This window comes from Absiella sp. AM29-15 (genome assembly GCF_003434225.1).
GTDB lineage: Bacteria > Bacillota_I > Bacilli_A > Erysipelotrichales > Erysipelotrichaceae > Hoskinsella > Hoskinsella hominis.
This window is the reverse complement of record NZ_QVFL01000011.1, coordinates 42,019-63,017: the sequence shown is the minus strand read 5'-3', so window position 1 is coordinate 63,017 and position 20,999 is coordinate 42,019. Positions and strand designations below refer to the sequence as shown.

The 20,999-nt window shown below is 34.2% G+C and carries 22 protein-coding genes and 1 pseudogene; 21 read left to right on the top strand and 2 right to left on the bottom strand.

What is annotated here, in order from left to right:
- Nucleotides 1-51: 51 nt before the first annotated feature.
- The 10 genes and pseudogenes from DW761_RS11990 (at nucleotide 52) to DW761_RS11945 (ending at nucleotide 6,921) form a co-directional block, all read left to right on the top strand.
- On the top strand, nucleotides 52-903 hold the full coding sequence (locus tag DW761_RS11990; RefSeq protein ID WP_117518305.1) for an ABC transporter ATP-binding protein: 852 nt from the start codon (nucleotides 52-54) through the stop codon (nucleotides 901-903).
- A gap of 145 nt (nucleotides 904-1,048) precedes the next feature.
- Nucleotides 1,049-1,795 (top strand): ABC transporter permease, encoded by a 747-nt coding sequence (locus tag DW761_RS11985; protein ID WP_147322890.1) that lies wholly within the window; start codon nucleotides 1,049-1,051, stop codon nucleotides 1,793-1,795.
- 131 nt (nucleotides 1,796-1,926) lie between these two features.
- Nucleotides 1,927-2,431, top strand: a pseudogene (locus tag DW761_RS11980) (MGMT family protein).
- Nucleotides 2,432-2,553: 122 nt separating this feature from the next.
- The gene (locus tag DW761_RS11975; RefSeq protein WP_117518303.1) at nucleotides 2,554-3,276 is read left to right on the top strand and encodes a leucine-rich repeat domain-containing protein; all 723 of its coding nucleotides are present in this window, start codon (nucleotides 2,554-2,556) and stop codon (nucleotides 3,274-3,276) included.
- A 14-nt stretch (nucleotides 3,277-3,290) separates the two neighbouring features.
- Nucleotides 3,291-4,115 (top strand): hypothetical protein, encoded by an 825-nt coding sequence (locus DW761_RS11970; RefSeq protein ID WP_117518302.1) that lies wholly within the window; start codon nucleotides 3,291-3,293, stop codon nucleotides 4,113-4,115.
- The gene (locus DW761_RS11965; RefSeq protein WP_117518301.1) at nucleotides 4,112-4,360 is read left to right on the top strand and encodes a hypothetical protein; all 249 of its coding nucleotides are present in this window, start codon (nucleotides 4,112-4,114) and stop codon (nucleotides 4,358-4,360) included. Before DW761_RS11970 ends, DW761_RS11965 begins: the two co-directional genes overlap by 4 nt.
- Nucleotides 4,315-4,812, top strand: a complete 498-nt coding sequence (locus DW761_RS11960; protein ID WP_117518300.1) for a DUF3916 domain-containing protein — start codon at nucleotides 4,315-4,317, stop codon at nucleotides 4,810-4,812. The genes DW761_RS11965 and DW761_RS11960 overlap by 46 nt, the downstream gene beginning before the upstream one ends.
- Nucleotides 4,813-4,827: 15 nt before the next feature.
- Nucleotides 4,828-5,679, top strand: a complete 852-nt coding sequence (locus tag DW761_RS11955; RefSeq protein WP_117518299.1) for a hypothetical protein — start codon at nucleotides 4,828-4,830, stop codon at nucleotides 5,677-5,679.
- A 17-nt stretch (nucleotides 5,680-5,696) separates the two neighbouring features.
- Entirely contained in the window at nucleotides 5,697-6,314 is a 618-nt protein-coding gene (locus tag DW761_RS11950; RefSeq protein WP_117518298.1) for a hypothetical protein, read from the top strand.
- A 37-nt stretch (nucleotides 6,315-6,351) separates the two neighbouring features.
- Entirely contained in the window at nucleotides 6,352-6,921 is a 570-nt protein-coding gene (locus DW761_RS11945; protein WP_117518297.1) for a hypothetical protein, read from the top strand.
- A 466-nt stretch (nucleotides 6,922-7,387) separates the two neighbouring features.
- On the opposite strand, the gene DW761_RS11940 is transcribed toward DW761_RS11945, so the two are convergent.
- Nucleotides 7,388-8,245: a YitT family protein gene (locus DW761_RS11940; protein WP_117454802.1), complete on the bottom strand. Its 858-nt coding sequence runs from the start codon at nucleotides 8,243-8,245 to the stop codon at nucleotides 7,388-7,390.
- 180 nt (nucleotides 8,246-8,425) lie between these two features.
- Here DW761_RS11940 and DW761_RS11935 point away from each other — a divergent pair, with 180 nt between their 5' ends.
- From DW761_RS11935 to DW761_RS11885, 11 genes are all read left to right on the top strand, one after another.
- Complete coding sequence (locus DW761_RS11935) at nucleotides 8,426-10,336, top strand: BglG family transcription antiterminator (RefSeq protein ID WP_117454803.1); 1,911 nt, start codon at nucleotides 8,426-8,428, stop codon at nucleotides 10,334-10,336.
- A 12-nt stretch (nucleotides 10,337-10,348) separates the two neighbouring features.
- On the top strand, nucleotides 10,349-11,056 hold the full coding sequence (locus DW761_RS11930; RefSeq protein ID WP_233509591.1) for an RDD family protein: 708 nt from the start codon (nucleotides 10,349-10,351) through the stop codon (nucleotides 11,054-11,056).
- A gap of 247 nt (nucleotides 11,057-11,303) precedes the next feature.
- Nucleotides 11,304-12,668, top strand: a complete 1,365-nt coding sequence (locus tag DW761_RS11925; RefSeq protein WP_117518296.1) for a PTS sugar transporter subunit IIC — start codon at nucleotides 11,304-11,306, stop codon at nucleotides 12,666-12,668.
- 272 nt (nucleotides 12,669-12,940) lie between these two features.
- A complete protein-coding gene (locus DW761_RS11920; RefSeq protein ID WP_117454805.1) occupies nucleotides 12,941-13,279 on the top strand; it encodes a PTS sugar transporter subunit IIB in 339 nt (112 codons plus the stop codon).
- Nucleotides 13,276-13,800: a GrdB-related putative oxidoreductase gene (locus tag DW761_RS11915; protein WP_117454806.1), complete on the top strand. Its 525-nt coding sequence runs from the start codon at nucleotides 13,276-13,278 to the stop codon at nucleotides 13,798-13,800. The genes DW761_RS11920 and DW761_RS11915 overlap by 4 nt, the downstream gene beginning before the upstream one ends.
- Before the next feature lie 147 nt (nucleotides 13,801-13,947).
- Entirely contained in the window at nucleotides 13,948-15,012 is a 1,065-nt protein-coding gene (locus DW761_RS11910; protein ID WP_117518295.1) for a M42 family metallopeptidase, read from the top strand.
- Nucleotides 15,013-15,024: 12 nt separating this feature from the next.
- The gene (locus DW761_RS11905) at nucleotides 15,025-16,116 is read left to right on the top strand and encodes a M42 family metallopeptidase (RefSeq protein ID WP_117518294.1); all 1,092 of its coding nucleotides are present in this window, start codon (nucleotides 15,025-15,027) and stop codon (nucleotides 16,114-16,116) included.
- Nucleotides 16,117-16,514: 398 nt separating this feature from the next.
- Nucleotides 16,515-17,786, top strand: a complete 1,272-nt coding sequence (locus tag DW761_RS11900) for an ATP-binding protein (RefSeq protein WP_117454809.1) — start codon at nucleotides 16,515-16,517, stop codon at nucleotides 17,784-17,786.
- Nucleotides 17,787-17,905: 119 nt separating this feature from the next.
- Nucleotides 17,906-18,562: a LytTR family DNA-binding domain-containing protein gene (locus DW761_RS11895; RefSeq protein WP_117518293.1), complete on the top strand. Its 657-nt coding sequence runs from the start codon at nucleotides 17,906-17,908 to the stop codon at nucleotides 18,560-18,562.
- Nucleotides 18,559-19,149 carry a hypothetical protein gene (locus DW761_RS11890; protein WP_117518292.1) on the top strand — a complete coding sequence of 197 codons (591 nt, stop codon included), beginning with the start codon at nucleotides 18,559-18,561 and terminating at the stop codon, nucleotides 19,147-19,149. Before DW761_RS11895 ends, DW761_RS11890 begins: the two co-directional genes overlap by 4 nt.
- A complete protein-coding gene (locus DW761_RS11885; protein ID WP_117454812.1) occupies nucleotides 19,146-19,715 on the top strand; it encodes a hypothetical protein in 570 nt (189 codons plus the stop codon). Before DW761_RS11890 ends, DW761_RS11885 begins: the two co-directional genes overlap by 4 nt.
- 33 nt (nucleotides 19,716-19,748) lie before the next feature.
- Here the strand turns inward: DW761_RS11885 and DW761_RS11880 are convergent, their stop codons facing one another.
- Complete coding sequence (locus DW761_RS11880; protein ID WP_117518291.1) at nucleotides 19,749-20,999, bottom strand: sensor histidine kinase; 1,251 nt, start codon at nucleotides 20,997-20,999, stop codon at nucleotides 19,749-19,751.

Sequence of the window (20,999 nt, the reverse complement as noted above, 5' to 3'; positions counted from 1 at the left end):
TTTCAATCCTTAAAATGTTATAGTGAAAAACGTAAAAAGGAGGATACATATATGATGCAGGAAATCATACGTTTAGATCATATATCAAAAACATTTGATAATGTCTGCGTGTTAAAAGATATTCACGCAACTCTAAGAAAAGGAGAAATTCTTGGCTTTTTAGGACCAAGTGGCGCAGGCAAGACAACAACGATTAAAATTCTTACAGGACAGCTTTTTCCATCATCAGGAGAGGCCTATATCTTGGGAATCAACGCCAATCAAATTGATGAAACCATCTATGAACAAATAGGTATTGTCACAGATAGCAGTGGTATTTATGAATATCTCAGTGTGGAAAAAAATCTGGAATACTTCGCAAAAATCCTAAAAGTGGAGAAACAAAGGGTCGAAGATGTGTTACATCAGGTAGGACTTTATGAACATCGTAAAAAACTGGCAGGAAAATTATCCAAAGGGCAGACACAGCGATTAATTCTCGCAAGAGCGGTACTGCATAAACCACAAGTATTATTTCTAGATGAACCAACTTCTGGTTTAGATCCATCGACCGCTTTACAGATACACAATATGTTGTTTCAATTAAAAGAAGAAGGCATGGCAATTTTTCTTACAACGCACAATATGGAAGAAGCCACAAAATTATGCGATCATGTGGCATTATTAAATGAAGGTGTGATTGTAGAATATGGAACACCAAACGATATATGTTTAAAATATCATAAAGTAAAAAAATATGACATACGATTACGTGATGGAAAACAGTATCTTTTACAACAGAATGATGAAAATGTAGAGAAAATAAATGCATGGCTAAAACAAGATCAGATAGAAACAATTCACTCTTGTGAGCCAACGCTAGAAAGCGTTTTTTTGGAAGTGACAGGAAGAAAACTATCATGAAGATATTTCATCTTCCCCATATCATAACGTGGAGAAATGCACCCGTTTGTGCATTATTTGGAAGTTGTTGTATCATCATACCAGTATTTGTGATAGGAGCTGTCATTTGGAAAATATATTTTTTATAGGAGAAGGGAAGGTTATTATGAAAACACTACATATACATAAAGTAATGGCGATAGCGGAAGTAAAGTTTCGTGCACTATGTGGAAAAAACTGTATCATTATGCCAATATTTGCGATAGGATTTACAATGATGATGCGTTTTCTATATCAAAATATGTCAGGAGATGGAGCCAGTGAAGAATATTTAAATGCGTATGCATTAGCAATGGGATTGGTCATGAATATTGGTATGACTGGCTTATATTGTACAAGTTTAATGCTTGCGGAAGAAAAAGAAAAAAAGACATTGCGCGTGTTGATGACATCCTCCGTGAATGCTTTGGAATTCTTTATCGGAAGTGTGCTGCCAGTATTCCTTGTGACAGTTATCGTTAATTATTTACTTATGCCAATCAGTGGGTATACCATCACAGGATCAAATCTTATATTGTTTAGTATTGTCACAATGATTGGGACATTGATCAGCTGTATTATTGGGATGCTGTTGGGAATCTTTGCGAAAAATCAGGTCAGTACCAGTACACTCACTTCGCCTATTTTACTATTGATGATGCTGGTACCAATGTTTTCTTCTTATATCGAAGAATTAAAGATGATATCTCCATTCATTTTCACAGGAGCAATTATGGATATGGTCATGCATATGGCAGAGCAAGTATCACCTGCGTTAAATATTGGCGGTATCCTTGCGATGATCATCGAGGCGGTAGTTTCCATAGCATTATTTGTTTTGATATATAAACGTAATGGATACGAAAAAGAATAAAGAAAGTTAAGATATGTTAGAAGAACGTGAACGATCTTCAAAGAAATAAGTAAAATTTAATACTTTTTTGAAAACAGCCTCATTGCATTGTATATAGAAACAAGCTATCCTTTAAGTAGGAGGTGGCAGACATGGCTAATGAAGATAAGAAAGACTTTAACGCAATGTTGCATGATGCTAAAGATATGCCAAAAATTCAAATCATTACCGATCAAAAAAGTATTGAAAAGTATGGAGGAAATCATATGTATTTCGCTCCACCAATCGATTATGATCATGTAATGAAACAGGTGCCTTATGGAAAGGTAATTACTATTGGAGAAATTCGCGAGTATTTTGCGAGAATTCATCATGCTGATTTTACAGAACCAATCACAGCTGGGATTTTTGTGTCTATTGCGGCGTGGGCAAGTTATCAAAGAACAGAAGATGAAACACCCTATTGGCGAACATTAAAGGCAAATGGGGAGTTGAATGCGAAGTATCCAGGCGGAATAGAAGCACAAAAAGAGAAGTTAGAAGCAGAAGGACATACCATTATACAAAAAGGCAGAACACAGAACAAATATAAAATATTTTGTGAAAGATTATCAAAAGGTACTTTTTGATTTAGGTGAAATAGAGAACAAATCATAAGATGTAATACGACAGTTGAAACATAATCAACTGTCTTTTCTTCATTTATAAGCACTTGATATTACACCCATGAAATGTGATAATGTTTGTAATGTATAAGATTTCTTAAGAGGTGATACGATATGGATTGGAATCATTATTTGTTGGAAGAAAAAAGTCCTCATCATCCTTATGCGGATTTAGGCGTTATGGAGGGTATGGTAAGTGGTATTTATGATTTAGCACTTGTCCCTAAAGATACACAGATATTATCCTTGACCATGCCATTAAAAAAGTATCATTTAACATATTCTCATGATGAAAGTCTTTATGGAAATAAATGTATAGAAGGTGTTTGTTTAAGTGAAGTAAATGTGGAAAACGTAAAGCTTTTATCAACGCTTCCTAACTTAAAATATCTTAAAATTTCTAATAATAAACAAGAAACAATATTAGATTTAACACCATTACGACATTTGGAGGTATTGATCCTATCTGATATCACAAAGGTCACGGATTTTAGCTTCTTATTTGGATTAGATTATCTCAAAACGCTTTATTTACGTGATGTAAAACAGTTATATGATTTGTCTTTTCTATCAAATATGACAAACTTACAAGAATTGTTTTTATCAAATGGGGGAATGAGCGGCGTGGGTAAGCCAGTGAAAAGCATGGCGCCATTATCTAATCTAAAGCAATTACAATACTTACATTTTGCGTTGACTGTAGAACATAAAAACTATGATATTTCACCAATATTATCTTTGAAAAATTTAAAATATCTAACAATGTTGCCACGCTATTATCGCAATCATCGATTAGAAACATTACAAAAAGAATTGCCAGATACCATCATAGAATAGAAAAGGGGTGTCGTATGGATAAAAAAGCAAAAAATATATTAATGAAAACCTATTGGTCTGCTTCTGGTTGGAAAGATGAATATACAATTACTCCGAAAGATTTTACTTATGCGAAAGAAAAAGGTTTGATGTTTGATGCAGTTAGTATATCGCATGATGAATGTGTAAAACAAATCAAAGCGATTGTGGAAAAAATCACGCCCCAACAGATAGTGAAAGCTTTTATAAGCAGTCTTTCAACCAGACGTTTAGACTGGCGCTCAGGTATCAGCTCTTACTACATAGCGAAAATGCTGCCAATGCATACTTATACACCTGTCATATCCGGAAAGTCATATGAAAACGGCAAGGTGGTTTATACATCATGTACCTGTTCTATATGCAAAGATTTGAAATACGGTGTGATTGGGAAAGAAGATTATAAAGATGTGGATGTCAATATATTAAACTTTGAACGTATTAAATGGGGTGGTGTACGCCATGGTGAATTAATTTATATCTTATTTGATCTTCAACAATTCATCAAAGAGGAAATACCAGAACCAACAGATGCGGATATACATATTTTAAAAGATATATTAAAGATAATTATGAGCAGTGCAGCCAATGATCATCCAGGTATATTATGCGATAGATTCAAAGATATTCCTGATTTTAAATCAAACAAAAATGAAAGGTCCTCGCTGGTTGAGATTCTCGCATGCATTGGGGTATTAAAACCCCAATCATATGAACGTAAAATTCAAGGGAAAAACGACTGGACATTTGTGGAATACTGGCGTGGAGAAGATGGCTATGATCAAGTGGCAGTGAATGAATATTTTGGAGAATATCTATGAGTATGCGTGATGATGTGGAGTCTATCATCAAAGCATTAAAGCTGGATCGTTCAAGAATTTTTGAGGTATCAAAGATCAAATATGTGGATATCATTACAAGAATTGAACATACATTCGTTTTGGATTATGGAGATATTCATTGGTCAAATATGGAAAATGATTTTCAACAACATTTATCAATTAGAAAAGAGGAATCAGAATGGATACAATCAGAAAAAAGCAACGTGGGCAAAATAGAAAATTAAAACGTATGTTCGATGATATTGATAAATTTCAACCAGATTGGAATAACGATGAGCGATATGAACATTTTCATGTGCCAAGTGATCCGTTTATCGAAAGTGAAAAAACTACAAATCAAAATAAGAAAAAGTTTTATGAAAAATGGCTTGCGACTGTGGAAAGATTGATGAAAGAAAAGCCACAGGATATCGTGTTTTGTAAAATTGTAGGAATGATATCTATCCCTGATGTATGGTGTTCAGAAATCATCATTTTCTATGATCAGGAGTATTATGAAGCTTTTTTTAAACGTGATTGTGCTTATCAAACGTGGATAAAAATTAAAAACGATTCTTTTCTTAAACGTAAACAGATACAAACACCGCTGAAGGAAGCTGGCTATCAACAAACCATTCGAGATGAAGATATATATCAAAACGAATTATGGTTTTATGGAGATATTGATGTAAGGTGATTGGAGGCATAAGATATGAATAACGTATTGGACATCACAAACTATGGCATTGCTTTATTTTCGCCAACAATTCTGCAGAATTTCCTGAAGAAAGAAAAAATCAGATCAAAGAAATTGCTGAGTAAATTTGAAAAGGATAAAGATGTGTATCTGAAAACTCTAAAAGAAGGAATCTGGATGCCAATTGTGAAAATTGACGCAGGCAGTTATGTGATAAAATTGAACGGTGTTGATGAACCATTTGATGATACATGGATACAGAAGTTTTCGTATGAAGAATTTCAAATAGAAATCAAAGATACACTTTGTATTGGGGATATCCATTTGCTAGAGCCATTTCAAACAAATCAGGAAATGCGTTATCAAGATATGGAAGGCAATATCTTATACAAAGGGCATACATATGAAACAGCTTCAGGTAAATATCAATTACGTGTAGAAGGATATGTGCGAAAAGAGGCGAATGGACATGCTTCCACCTATCAAAATCCAGAATATGGATTCTTATTTACACTCAATCAAGTAGAGGTCTTTAAGATGGCTCAGGATCCAAGAAATGATGAACGATACAATTTCAATATTGGCTATCTTACCAGATCAAAACAAGCGAAAATTAAGTGGGAGAATGAAATACAAGCTCAAAAAATAGGCAAAGAATATTATCCGCTAATCGAATTAGATGATGGAAGCATATGTCATTTATATGTAGAATTTGATTCCTCACACAAGTATTGTCGAGTAAGCGTTCTATATAAATATGTATATGATGAATTGTTGAAAAGTGGTAGTACATTTACGATTTCAGAAGAAACACGCACGAAAGGAAAAACCGTTTTATGCCCTGTAGGAACCCTGACCATTTTATAGAAGATAGAGAATACAATATGGATGAATTTGAAAATATCATAAATCAAATCAAGACAATTTGTTTATCAGTTGTAAAACATACTTATGAGAAGTCAATGAAGCAAGCATATGATTTAATAAGAAAGCTTCATGATGCAGGATATACAAAAGATGAAGTCTATCAGGCACTGCTTTCCTGTCAGGCAGTATTAAAGGATGGTCTTTCCTATGATTTTATATGTGATTTGATGGATTATGTAGTTGGATGGTGTGCTACAGAGCTTCAAATATGGAAGGATGAAAAAGACAGCTTAAAAGAATTTTACGATTACCTATCATCAGATGAAGAATTGATGTATGATATTCGTATGCATGCGGAATGGAATGAAGCATCTTTTTCTAAATTAAAACAATTGATTTATGCTATCATGCAAGAATACGAAGATAAGCCATATGATCACGAATTGATATCGTATATGCAGAATATTCCAACGATTGTCCATATGTTGTCACAATTTCAAAAATGCTCACAAAAAAATTTAGAAGAAGGATATACACAGGAAACTTATTTGAAAATGATTTCAAATAAAATAGATGAATTAAACCAGTTATATGACATATTTATGAATTCATTAGCGCAAAAAAATGATAAATGAAGGAAAATAAAATTAGAAGGAGAGGAAATATAGTTGTATGAAGCTTTTTATCACAAGTGTTACAGCACAGGGCACCAATTGTGTATCCTCTTTGATACATGAATTATCACCATTAGAAAAACAAGCACAATCCTGGGATTTTCCATACAATATCATGATTTGTATCAGATGTGGAAAAAATGTTGGGAAAACATTTCAACGTTTTGAGAATAAAGATCAGGTCCTTACTTTGGATATACGTGAAGAAGATGAATTATTTCGTGTGATGTCTAAAAATGAACAACGGGAATATTTAGGCAGGCGCATCTTCTCTTATATGGAAGAAAGCATAAAGAAATATCCCAAGGTCGCAACTACACACCAACAGGAAGCATTCATGAAGAATGTGAAGCAATGGATGATGGCACATGACTGGCTGCATGGAAAAATCGACCAGGTAAGAACGCTTCTACAAAAGGAAATGGGAGCTTATGAAATCAGTGAACAAATGCATATGCCACTTGAAGAAGTGGAAGATATTTGGATTCATATGTATGAAGAAGATAAACGAACAACTACACATTCAGATAATATCAAAGAAGGTAAAAATTGGGTGTGGAATGTATGAAAAAAGATTTTTCATATCTTTAGGAGTAATGACATATGAAAATCTATCAGGGAAAAACAGCATGGTGGTTGATACTTATTTTTCTTGTTTATAATCTTTTACTATGATTGACACATATAAAAATTACACCTTTTTTGCGTTGTTATGCTGGTTTTGATTTATGCATTGAATATCTTTTGGATACTTTCAACAGAAACCGGATAGAATTATATGACACATATAATTTTCTATTATGGATTTTCTAAACTAGTCATTCAGATTTCAAATATCAAAAGATAGAAAAAAGCAGAAGTGCGATCGCTTCCTCCGCAAATTCTTTAGACCGTATTCCTATTATCACAAAGGGTATGGATTTCTATGTGTCCTTAAAAGAAATGAAGATTTTATAAATCAAATACAGAAGAAACGATAGGGCAGAAAAACTGCCCTTTTCCGTTATAAAAAAAGAAACAGCGATTTGCTGTTTCTAATCCATTGGCTGTTGATAAAATCCTCCATAGAACTGTTCTGTACGTAAGACATTGACGATTGCGTGTGGATCTACTTCCTGTATACAATGAACAGCATCAGATATTTCATAAGAAGAAATAACGGTAATCAATAGGTACATTTTTTTCTTACTAAACCCACCATATCCCTGGATACAAGAGATACCATGACGGAAATGGTCAACATAGTTATCCACAACATTTTCAGGATCTTGTGTTGTAATCTGCAAGGTTACACGTTCATAACGGTGATGGAAGGTAGAAATCGTCTTAGTGGAAATAAACTGGAATACGATAGAATAACCAGCATAAATCCATCCAAACATATAGCCAAAGATACACAGAATCAAGGCATTGAAGATAAATACCTGTTCCCAGATAGAACGATTGATCTTATTGGATACATAAAGTGCGATAAAGTCAGTACCCCCGGTACTTGCATTGGATTTTAATGCCAGTACTACACTGATACCATATAAGAATCCACCGAATACAACATTTAGAATCAAATCATTGAACAAAGGATTAAATTCACATACTTTCAATAATAAAGATGTCATAAAGAACTGTATTGTGGATAATAAAGTAAACTTCTTGGATATACTTTTATAACAAGCCAGCGCAACTGGGATATTTAGTACCAGAATACATACAGATGTAGAAATAGAATGTCCGTATAAGCTTGCTATTTTATCAATCAGGATCGCTACACCTGTGAAACCGCTGCTTAGTAAATTGCTGGGCTGAATGAATGCTTTGATGACATATGTCTGAAGCAGAGAACTCAGCAATACCCCTCCTAAACACAGCAGAAATCGAATTTTTTTATTTTTCATCTTCTATTCTCCTCTTCTTTTTCATGTACCATTATAATCGTTGAAACGCAAAACAAGTCGAAAACATCTTCCTAGTCCTAGGAAATTCTTACTACGGAAATTTCCTAGCAGTTAGGAAACCAAGTTGGGCTTTTCCCTTTTAAATTTCATTATAATATAAATGGAAGGGGCGTGCATACAATGGCATTGAATAAACGACAAGAGAGAATCATTGCGATGATGAATGACGCGAATGAATGGATTACAGGAAAAGAATTGAGTAAACTTTTGAATGTAAGTGATCGTACCATTCGCAGTGACATGGACGCTATCAACCGATACTATGATGAAAACCTGATAGAAAGCAATTTACGCTATGGATATCATCTGAACACAGAAGTATTTCGTACATTAGATATTGAATTAGCTGAACCCATTCCTCAAACACCGCATGAACGCTGTGTATATATCATACAGGAGTTGTTGTTTGAAAAGAATGAATTAAATATCACATCGTTACAAGATAAAGTTTTTGTGAGTGAATACTCGATTGATAATGACATTAAACGTATCAAAAAAATGATAGAACCATATCCACAGCTGAAATTGGTAAGAAGCAAGAATTTTATCCATTTAGAAGGTGCGGAGGAAAGTAAACGTAAATTATATAAAGACTTGCTGGCAGAAGAAACACAGGGAAATTTCCTGAATTTAAATAACCTTGCGGCATTATATAAGGATTTTGATTTATTATTGATCAAAGATATCCTAGAACAGACATTAGATAAACATAACTATCATGTCAGAGAAATGGCATTTCCAATGTTGATGATTCATGTAGGCATTGCGATAGAACGAATTATCCGAAGAAACTACATACAGACGGATCGCAAAAATGAAGAATTAAAACAAAGTCAAGAATACAAAATTGCAGAAGAATTTTTCCACAGTGTGGCTAAGAAAATCCGTATAGAAATCGTAGATGATGAAGTTGCCTTATTGGCATTATTACTGATGGGAAAGAAAGGAACCAATTATACCAAAGACTTGGTTTCCATGAGTCATTCTATGAGCAGTGATGAAATCGTAGAAGGTATGTTGGAGATTATCCATAATGATTTTGACATCGATTTTTGTCAGGATTCAGATTTAAAGATAGGCTTAAAAATGCATATGCAGTCATTGATGGAACGCCAGATGAAGCATGTGGAAGTATCCAATGTATATTTACAGGAAATCAAACGTAAATATCCTCTGGTATTTGAAATGGGGGTACGTGTTGCCCGTTATCTGGAAGAACAGCTGGGTGAAGAAATTAATGAAAATGAAATTGGTTTCTTATCTTTGCATTTAGGTTCTGCTTTTGAAAGAGCAAACTTATCAGGGAAATACCGTGTTGTTATGATATATCCACATGATCAGGCACTTAGCAATATGTGTGTGCGTAAGGTAGAAACTCGCTTTGGGGAACGAATGGGAATTGTGGAATGCTTGAATTTCTTTGAAGAAAAAGCCATTCTGCGTATCAAACCAGATTTGATTTTAACCACCCTGCCATTAAAACATGACTTAGATATCACAACCATTCAGATTTCACTATTCGTGAATCTAGAAGATGAAAGTCGTATTTTTCAGGCATTAAACTTATTAGATAAAAAACGATTCCAAAAAGAATTTCAGGAAGGAATCAAAGGTATGATCGATCCAAAGTTCTTTTATACTGATTTAGAAGCAGCCAGCAGTGAAGATGTCATCAATTTTATGTGTGATAACTTATATGAAGCAGGCTATACACCAAAGGATTTTAAAGAATCCGTATTAAAAAGGGAATCTATGTCACCAACTTCCTTTACCTATTCCTTTGCGGTACCACACAGCTTTGATGTCTTGAGTAAAAAATCAAATATCTCCGTAGCGGTACTGAAAAAACCGATACCATGGGGTGCATTTGATGTGAAACTGGTTATTCTGTTGGCAATCAATGAAGAAGACCGCTATATGTTAAAGATGTTTTTCGACTGGCTGTCTAATGCAGTATCAGATGCCAATCGCTTTGCGACACTGTTAGAAAGTAAAGACTACAATGATTTTATCAATCGTATCGTAGAATAAGGAGGATATGCGATGATGACAAATACAAAGAAAGCAAACAAAATATATAACGAGCCAAAAGGCAAAAGCAAGAAAGTATATAATGAACCAAAGCTGGGCTTCATTGATCGTTTAACTGTAAAGTTAATGAGTAAACAAGGCTCTAAACTGGATGAAAACTTTCCACCTGTTGGTAATCTTCGCCGTTTCTTTGGCTATCTGATGGATTTCTTTTTAGCGAATGTACTGGCTGTTATTCCTCTTGTATTTATTGAATCAAGAGTAACAGGCTCTACAGAAACCACACAGGTACTTGCTGGGTTGCCATTACCATACGTTTATCTGATAACTGCATTGGTATTCTTATTGTATATCCTGTATTATGTTGTCATTCCTTTAAAGGTATGGCCAGGCCAGACACCCGCAAAACGTTTATTGAATTATAAAATTGTGATGATGGATGGTAGTGATGTCACATTAAAAGCATTGTTATTACGTAATGTATTCGCTATGACATTTGTCGAAGGTGCTGCATTTACCACAACTTATGTGATCCAGCTGGTAGTTTTGACTGCTGGTATCGATTATCCTAAATTTATTTCTTATGTATGTTACTTCATGACATTGTTATCTATTGTTGTAACATGGACAAATCCTAACCGTAGAATGCTGCATGATTTTATCGGCGGTACAAAAGTCTATCAGTTAGAGCATAAAACAGGAAACTATAAAGCATTTTAATCCTAAGGCAGCATTTCCGTGCTGTCTTTTTATTAGGAAAATTTTTGGCAGCCTTATATTATATGATTTCATATATAACCGATAAAATAGGTATATAAAATATATAATAAGAAAGAAAAAATGATTTCCTATAAGTTAGGAAATGTTTTTCATCCCACGGAAGGTATTTACCGATTATAATAGGAGTGTAAAAAATTTAACGCGCGTAAATAAATTTTTTAAACAAACAAAACGAGGAGGAAATAAAATGTTCGACAAGCTAGAAAAACTATTAATGCCAATGTCCGATGTTTTGAGTAAGAATCGTGTCCTGATCGCTATCCGTGATGGTTTCTTGATTGCTACTCCATTATTGATCGTTGGTTCTATCTTCTTGCTGATTGCTAACTTCCCAATTCCAGGATGGGAAAACTTCTGGAATGGCGTATTGGGTGCTGGTTGGGAACAGTGGTTTAAAGCCGTATCACGTGCAACATTCAACTGTACTGGTTTATTAACATGTTTAGGTACTGGTTATGCTATGGCCAGAGAATTTGGTGGAGATAAAATTCAGGGTGCTGCTGTTGCCTTAGTATCTTACTTCATCATGATGCCTACTGTATTAGATGCTGTAAATGACGATGGAAAAGTTGTATTAGAAGGTGCTTTCGCTGGTCTGTCATTTGATTACATCGGACCTGATGGAATCTTCATGGCACTGGTATGTTCTATTCTGTGTGTATTATTGTTCATCTGGGTATACAAAAAGGGATGGACAATCAAAATGCCAAAAGGTGTACCACCTGCAGTAGCTGATTCATTTGCTGCTTTAGTTCCAAGTGCTGTTGTTATGATCGTATGCTTCTTAGTACGTATCTTATTCGAAATGACTCCATTTGAAACTGTTCAGGGATTTGTATTTACAGTATTACAGACACCTATGAAGGGCTTAGGTGACACATTAGGTGCGAACGCATTATATTCCTTCATGTGTACATTCTTATGGTTCTTCGGTATCAATGGTCCAGCTGTAATGAACTCTGTATACTTCATTGGTAACGTATTAACTGCTGATCAGTTATTAGCATTTGAAGCTGGTGTACCAAATGAAAAATTACCATATATCTTTACAAACCCATTCTCTAACTTCTTCTGTAACTTCGGTGGTGGAGGAAGTACCTTGTCACTAGTTATCTGTATGTTGTTGTTCTGTAAATCAGAACGTATCACAAAACTTGGAAAATTAAGTATCGTTCCTGGTATTTTCGGTATCAATGAACCAATCATCTTCGGTCTTCCTATCGTATTAAACCCAGTTATTATCGTACCATTCATCGTTGTTCCAATGATGAACCTGATCTTATCTTACTTAGTTGTCAGCTGGGGTATCGTACCTAAGACAACTGGTGTTAACCTTCCTTGGACTACTCCAATTGGATTCTCTGGATGGTTATCAACAGGTAGCTGGATCGCATCTGTATGGCAGTTCATTCTGTTATTCTTAGGATGCTGTATCTACTATCCATTCATCAAGGCACTTGATAAGACATACCTTGCTGAAGAAGCTGAAATGGAAAATACTGAAGAAGAAGATGACTTCTCATTTGATGATCTGTCACTAGACGATCTATAAGATAAAAACGTATACGATTTGAGTTATCGATAAATTTTGGAAATTTGCTTAAAAATGTGCGTTTAAGTAAAAAAAACATCCATTTATCTGAAAAATGAACGTGTATACAAACCTATACTTTATGAGACAGGTAGTGCTTGCTGCCTGTCTTTCTTATGAAAGTACATCGTTTTGATGTAAAATATGACTTCCTAAGTATTAGGAAACATAATTGAAGTTATCCCTTAAAAAAAGGGTTATAATGATAATGTAAAAAGGAGGTGCCTCATCACATGAAACGTATCTATCTATTCTGTGATCAGGGAATGTCAACAAGCCTATTGGCCAGTCGTATGCAGGATGTCGCAAATACACATTTGCTGCCAATTGAAATCTTAGCATTTTCCAATAAGAAAATACAAAAGATTGTGGATGAAAAACATCCAGATGTTATTTTACTTGGACCGCAGGTAAAATACATGTTTCAGCAGGTTGTTGATAAATATGACAAAGAAACGCCAGTTATGCTGATTGATCAGGATGATTATGGCATGATGGATGGAGAAAAAGTGCTGAAGAAGGCATTGCTTCTATTGAAAAAGAGAAAAGAACAAGGAGAACAGGAAAAATGAAAGTATTAATGATATTTGACCAGACACAGGCTGGATTAGGTGGAAAAGAAAGTCCAGATCTAAAAATGGGTGGTAAACCAATGCCTATCGGTTCTTGCAACATGTTTGAAAAAACTTTAAAAGATATGGGTGGTACAATCTGTGCAACATTATGGTGTGGAGATGGAACTTTTGCGGAAGATCCAGACACAAATGCTAAGAAATTTGCCGCAATGGTTAAGAAAATCAACCCAGATGTTGTTATCTGTGGACCTTGCTTCAACTATGGTAATTATGCAATGATGGCAGCAAAAACAGCTGAAACCATCAATGCTCACTTAGATGTTCCTGCATTTGCAATCATGTCACAGGAATGTGAAAAAGCAATCAACGAATTTAAAGATAAAGTAACAATTCTGAAAATGCCTAAAAAAGGTGGCACAGGCTTGCCTCAGGCATTAACAGTAATGTGTGAATTAGCAAAAGCATTAGTAGAAAAAACAGATACAAGTGCAATTATCGCAGAACACGCATATCACTAATCGTATCCAATTTAACCAAGGAAGGACAGCTGCTAAAAGCTGTTTTTCTTTTTGTTTTCACTTCCTAATCTTTAGGAAACGATATTCAAATACGCCCCTGAAAAAGGTCGTATAATACATATGTAAAAGGAAAGAAGGTAACATGATATGTTAGAAAAACAAACACTGGATTTAATGGAAGAATTAACACAACTGATTGGTATTGCAGGGGATGAAAGAGCAGTATCTCAGGCAATGAAAAAACATATGGAGGCATATGCAGATGAAATCATTTATGATAATTTAGGATCAATATTCGCAATAAAAAAATCTAAGAAAACAAACGCACCAAAAGTAATGGTATGTGGACATATGGATGAAGTAGGATTTATGATCACAAGCATCAAGAAAAACGGGCTGCTTGGTTTTATCACCATTGGTGGAATTGATGCCCAAAGTCTTCACTCACAAAGAGTAAGAATCAAAGCAAGCAATGGAAAAGAATATGTAGGTACCATCGTTGCGGATAATGATGATATTAAAGCATGTGATATCAAGAAAATGCTGATTGATTTAGGCGCAGAAAGTGATGAAATGGTAAGTGAATGGGGAATCCATGTAGGAGATAGTGCAGTATTAGATGGACCTTTCACTGTGTTGCCTGGTGGTAATCGTATCCTTTCTAAAGCATGGGATGATCGTTATGGCTGCATTATGGCAATTGAGCTGCTACAGGCATTAAAAGATGTAGAATTAGATGTTGATTTATATATCGGTGCTACCGTTATGGAAGAAGTAGGTATGCGTGGAGGAACAACTGCTACTGGATTAATTCATCCAGATATGGGAATTGTGATGGATTGCTCCTTTGCTAATGATGTAACAGGTAAAGAAAATGCCGTTGGACAAATGGGTAAAGGTATCCTTGTTCGTTATTATGATAAAGGAATGATGCCAAATCGTATGTTGTTGGATACATTGGTAGAAACATGTGAAAAAGAAAATCTGCCATATCAGTACTTCTATAATATGGGACAAACGGATGCTGCATGGGTACACAAATTATTTGCAGGATGCCCTACTTTAAGTGCATGTATCTGTGGAAGAAATGTACATACAGGAAACTCTATGATTGATGTACGTGATTATGAAAGTGCAAAAGCTGCTGTACTTTCTATCATCAAATCTTTGGATGAAGAAAAAATCAATGCGTTCAAAGCAGAAAACCGATAAGAGGTGAGTGCAATGAAAGAAGCTTATGGAGAAATGAATCTAGAAATGATCAAAGAGCTGAGCGAAGCTCATGGTATTTCTGGATGTGAAAAAGAAGTCAGCCGTGTTATGAAAAAATGGCTGGAGCCTGTCGCAGATGAAATCACTTATGATAACATTGGTTCTATCATTGGTCTACAAAAAGGAAAAGAAAATGGACCAAAAGTAATGATTTGTGGACACATGGATGAAGTAGGGTTCCTGGTAAGAGAAATTGATGAAAACGGCTTTATCAGAATGCTTCCAGTTGGTGGCTGGTGGGGACATGTATTACCTGCACAAACATTATATGTTACCACCAAAGAAGGTAAACGATACCATGGTGTGGTAGGTTCTAGTGCACCTCATGGATTACCTGCGGAAGTAAAAGAAAAGGTCATCAAACCAATCGATATGTTCTTAGATCTAGGTGTAGAAAGCCGTGAGGAAGTATTAGAATTAGGTATTCAGATTGGTGATATGATCACACCAGATACCAAATTTGAAGTCATGAATAATCCAAACTATCTGATGGGAAAAGCATGGGATGACCGCTTGTGTGCAGCACTTGCTGTAGATGTATTATATCGTATTCAAAAGGATGCACATGATGCCAATGTATATGCGGTAGGTACTGTGCAGGAGGAAGTTGGTTTGCGTGGCGCAAGAACAGCGGGTAATATGATTCATCCTGATGTTGCGATTGCATTAGATGTCACAACGGCTATGGATACACCAGTAGATCAAGGCGATATCAAACTTGGCGGCGGTGTTGTATTAAGTGTTATGGACGCCGGTATTATTGGACATAAAGCATTACTTCATGAAATGGAAGATATCTGCCGTGATTTAAATTTAGATATCAATTATGATATGATGACTGTTGGTGGTACAGATGCGGATAATATTCATAAAGCACATGCTGGAATCATTACAATGACTTTGAGTATTCCAACACGTTATATGCACTCTCATCGTTTGATTATCCATCGTAAAGACTATGTGCAGACAGTAGAAGCAATCGCAGAATTCTGTCGCAGAGTCAACTGGGATAAAATCAAAGAAATGAATCAGGGCATTCGTTAAATAGAATAAAAGAAAAGGTGGCAATGAAGTTTGTCACCTTTTGGCTTTATATAGGAATCATATGTTGTAATCGTTTTTATCAAAAGCATCTTTCGCTGGTTTTGTTCGACCTTCGATCATATCTTTATAGCCTATTTCTGATTCTGAATTTAAATCATCTTCTGATATAGTATTCATATTCACGATTTTGCATGTTTTAATGAAACATCACAAAGTACTTTAGTGAAATACCACAAAACACTTTAATGAAATACCACAAAGTACTTTAATGAAATGCCACAAAATACTTTAGTGAAATACCACAAAGTACTTTAATGAAATGCCACAAAGTACTTTGATTACTGTTGACATGCCTTTAATAAAAGAATAAAATAAAGCTAAGAATGGAGGATATCATCATGAAAGAAAAAGTATATTTACCAAGAATAATTGACGATATTCTTCCTAATTACCTTGAGGCTTTTGGTGCAGTTTTAATTGTAGGCCCAAAATGGTGTGGGAAGACAACAACAGCAATGCGATTTGCGAAAAGTGATATCAAAATGCAAGATGTGGAGAAGTCAAACGATTACTTGAAGTTAGCTGAATTAGCACCAAAAAGACTGCTAGCTGGAGAACCTCCACATTTGATTGATGAATGGCAAATGGCTCCGGTTTTATGGGATGCAGTAAGAAATGAAGTAGATGCCAGAGGAGAACCAGGTCAATTTATATTAACAGGATCGGCAGTACCTAAAGATGATGGCATGCATCATACTGGTACAGGAAGAATTGCAAGGATTGTCATGCATCCTATGAGTTTATTTGAATCAAAAGAATCAAATGGTAAAATTTCATTAGTAAATTTACTGAATGGAAATATCGATGTGAATGGTATTGAATCACAATTAGATATTGAAAGTTTGGTTTATGCGATATGTCGGGGAGGATGGCCTGCATCCATGGGTATATCAAAACAAGCTGCATTGTTAATACCTCAAGCATATATTGATGCTGTATGTGAAAGTGATGTTTCAAGAATACAAGAAGAATTAAAAAATCCTACAAGGATACGGGCGATTTTACGCTCATATGCAAGGAATATATCAACATTGGCATCTAAAACCTCTATAAGAAAAGATGTAATTGCGAATGATATAAACATTTCAGAAACAACATTTTTTAATTATATAACAGCATTACAACGACTATATATCATAAAGGATATTGAGGCATGGTGTCCTTCAATACGTTCAAAAACTGCTATACGTTCTAATACAAAGAAGGGTTTTGTGGATCCATCATTGGCAGTAGCTGCATTGGGGTTATCTCCTGATCAATTATTGAATGATATGAATACACTTGGCTTTATGTTTGAATCATTATGTATTAGAGATTTACGAATTTATTCACAAAAGCTAGGAGGAGAAATATCTTATTATCATGATCGATATGGTTTAGAATGTGATGCTGTTATTCATATGCGTGATGGAAGATATATATTAATTGAAATGAAATTAGGAAGTCGTGAGATTGAGGAAGGGGCTTCACATTTATTAAAACTTTCAACACTAATAAATGATAATGGATTAACACCACCAAGTGTTTGTATGGTGTTGACAGGTGGAAAGTATGCATACAAGAGAGAAGATGGTGTTTACGTGATACCAATTGGTTGTTTAAGAGATTAATAATGGCGATTTGCCATTATTTTTTTGCCATTCAGGTACAAGAAAATACCGCTCATTAGAAAATATATTTACAAGCTTAAAAATCTGATATACTTAAGTCAGGAAGGGAGGAGGATACCATGTTTGATATAGGGATATGGTGTGATGATGAAAATTTAAAAGCTGAAATCAACGCACAGGTGGAAGCATTTGAAGATTTTCGTATTCAAAATGAAACAGCACGTTTTGATATTCTCATCATTAATATATCTGATGAAAACTATTCATTAGCGAAGATTTCCTCGATTCTTCAAGAAATGAATGGTAAAACGATTTTGGTGTTACTAGCAAAAGACAGCGCACCATTATTAGATATTATGGGTTTATATGTATATCAATATATCCTCCATGAACAGCTTGTCGAACGGCTTCCTTCCTGTTTAAACAGCATTCAATCCTATCTGATGAATATTACGTCTGTTTGTATACATCATGCACAGGGAAAACAATATATCGCAATTCATGATATTTATGCATTTACATATGAAGAGGGATTCGTCTATCTTTATCTTCAAAATAAAAAAATATCAACACAATTTACTTCTTTGGAAAAAGCCATGAATCTATTGAATAGTGATTTCGTATTTGTCAGCCGGCAGACAATTGTATCACTGCCAAAAATAGATTTGATTCAAAAAGATCGTGTGATATTAAACAATGGAGAATCATTTGGTTTAAGTAGAAGAAGAAAATCACAAGTGATTGCGCAATGGGAAAAAAGAGGTGAGCTTAAATGAAAAAGATTTCATATGGTGAGATACCAACAAAAGAAAAAATACGTCATAGTTTATTCGTTTCAACTGCGATATTATTATTTGTAGGTGATATGTTCTTGATATTGATCTGGGGATTATTTGAAAACTATTTTCCATATTCAAGTGCATTGGCATTGCTTATTGTGATTGGATGTCCATTTATATATTTCTATAAACAGCATAAAGAAAATAAACAGGTGATTGAATTTGATGAAGAAGGGTATACCATTTATCGATATCCTAATCAATTGTATTTAGCGATATTCCAAAAGAGAGAACCGAAGCAAGAATATCATCGTTATGATGAGAGTACGTATTGTAAATTATCTTATGAAAAAGCAGACAACCATCATCATAATGATTACAGCATTCGTATTGAATTTGAGGGTAAACAACCTATACGGTTATTGCCAGGATATTTATCAAAAACCAATCTGAAATATTTACTGCTGTTACTATCAAGCAAGAATAAAAATTTTGAAGATCCTTATCAGTTACAATTATGTCTAACACAAGAGCATGTACAGATTGATACATATATCCATCGGATTGAGGAGGAATTCGCATGAAAACTACAGATTTTTTACAAAAAGCAAAGAAATATATTATCTATGCTAATATTTTGCCAAAAGGGCAACATCGTTTGTATACGACGCCACTTATGATTCAATATACAGTAAATACGATGCGCTTTGTTTTGATGTCAAGGATTACATATGATGAACAGGAAATGATTTTATATGATTATGGTGGAAAAGAACCATATATCACAATTGATTATTCTGAAATCAAAAAAGTCGGTGTTTTTGCGACAGCAAGAATCGTGAATACTGGACACTTACCTGGGCAACAGTTTCATGTTGTATTAAGAATTATATGTGATCAGGGGGATTTTGAAATAGAAACATGTGATGAAGATCACGCTTTACAGATCCTTCATTACATACATAGCAGGGATATTCCAATTGTGGATCCATATAAGATTGTGAAAATCATGATGATGACAAAAGATGAGAACCATGGGTTTTATAATTATATGATAAAACATTTCACGGAAATGGCAAAAACATATGGCTTGGAAAATCCAACAATTGATATTACAAGGAAAGCTAGAAAGTTCAATAAGCAAGAATAGACGAAAAGAAAAAGCAACGAATGTTGCTTTTCTTTAGCTATTGTTGAAGATGATTGTAGATATGAATACACTCTGCTCTTTATCAAATTTAAATGTAGCACTTCCATCATATTTTTCTACAATTTTCTTTATATTTGAAATACCATAACCATGTTCGTTTTCATCCTTTAATGTTTCAAAGTTTTCTTTTACTTCAAGGCAGGGATTGATGACTTTTAACACAACCAGATCATTGGTTTTATCAAGCTTGATTTTGATAAAATGACCATTTGTACGGATACAGCTTTCTATAGCATTGTCCAATATGTTAGAAAATACAATGTTGAAATCAAATTCAGTAACTGGAGATACATCCTTAATCTTTATATCATGCTTAATTTCTATTGTGTTTGTTGTCAATGCATCCTTATTTGCATGTAAACATAAATCGATTAACTTATTGCCTGTTAAAACGAAACTTTCATCTTTTTTTATTTCTGTGGATAACTCATTCAGATATACTTTTAATTTATCCCAATCTTCATCATACACATATGCATTGATCATATTGATATGTTTCTTAAAATCATGAATAAATTTCTTTGAGCTTTCTACTTTCTCTTCCAATAACATATAATGTAATTCCTGACTTTTTTGTTCTTCATCTTTAATTTGTCGATCTTTAGATTGCATTACATGCGTGAATTTGATACTGATTAAAACATTGAGGACAACGATAATACAAGAAATAATTCTACAGATAATAGAAAGCATTGGTTCCATATCAAATAGATTAGATTGCATCATCGTATAGATGATAAATACAGATATGGTAGGAATAGATAGAAAATATCCATAATGAATCTTATCATCGTTCCTCTTCACATTGCTTAATTTCGCAATTAAATAAGCTAGTACGCCAAGTATCGTTTTATTATAAACGATGATCAAGAGCGATTGTAAGATATCATTATAAGAACTGATGAATTTGTAAGATATCTCTATTAAAACATAAGAATTGATATCTGCAAGGAAAGTTGAGATTAAGAATAAAATAATGAAAAATATTTCTTTTTTTAAGGTATCATGAAAGAAAAGATAAATAATACCTATATAAGTCAAAATACTAAATACAAAATTGACGAGTGTTAAATGAAATATACCCGCAAAAGTCTTTAACAATACAAACGCAATAAGAAATACATAATCTGTTTTATTTGAAGATACCTGTGTAAATAATTTTTTACCGTACCAATAAAATATCAATGCGAACAGTAAATTGTCTATGAAATTCGTGATTAACAT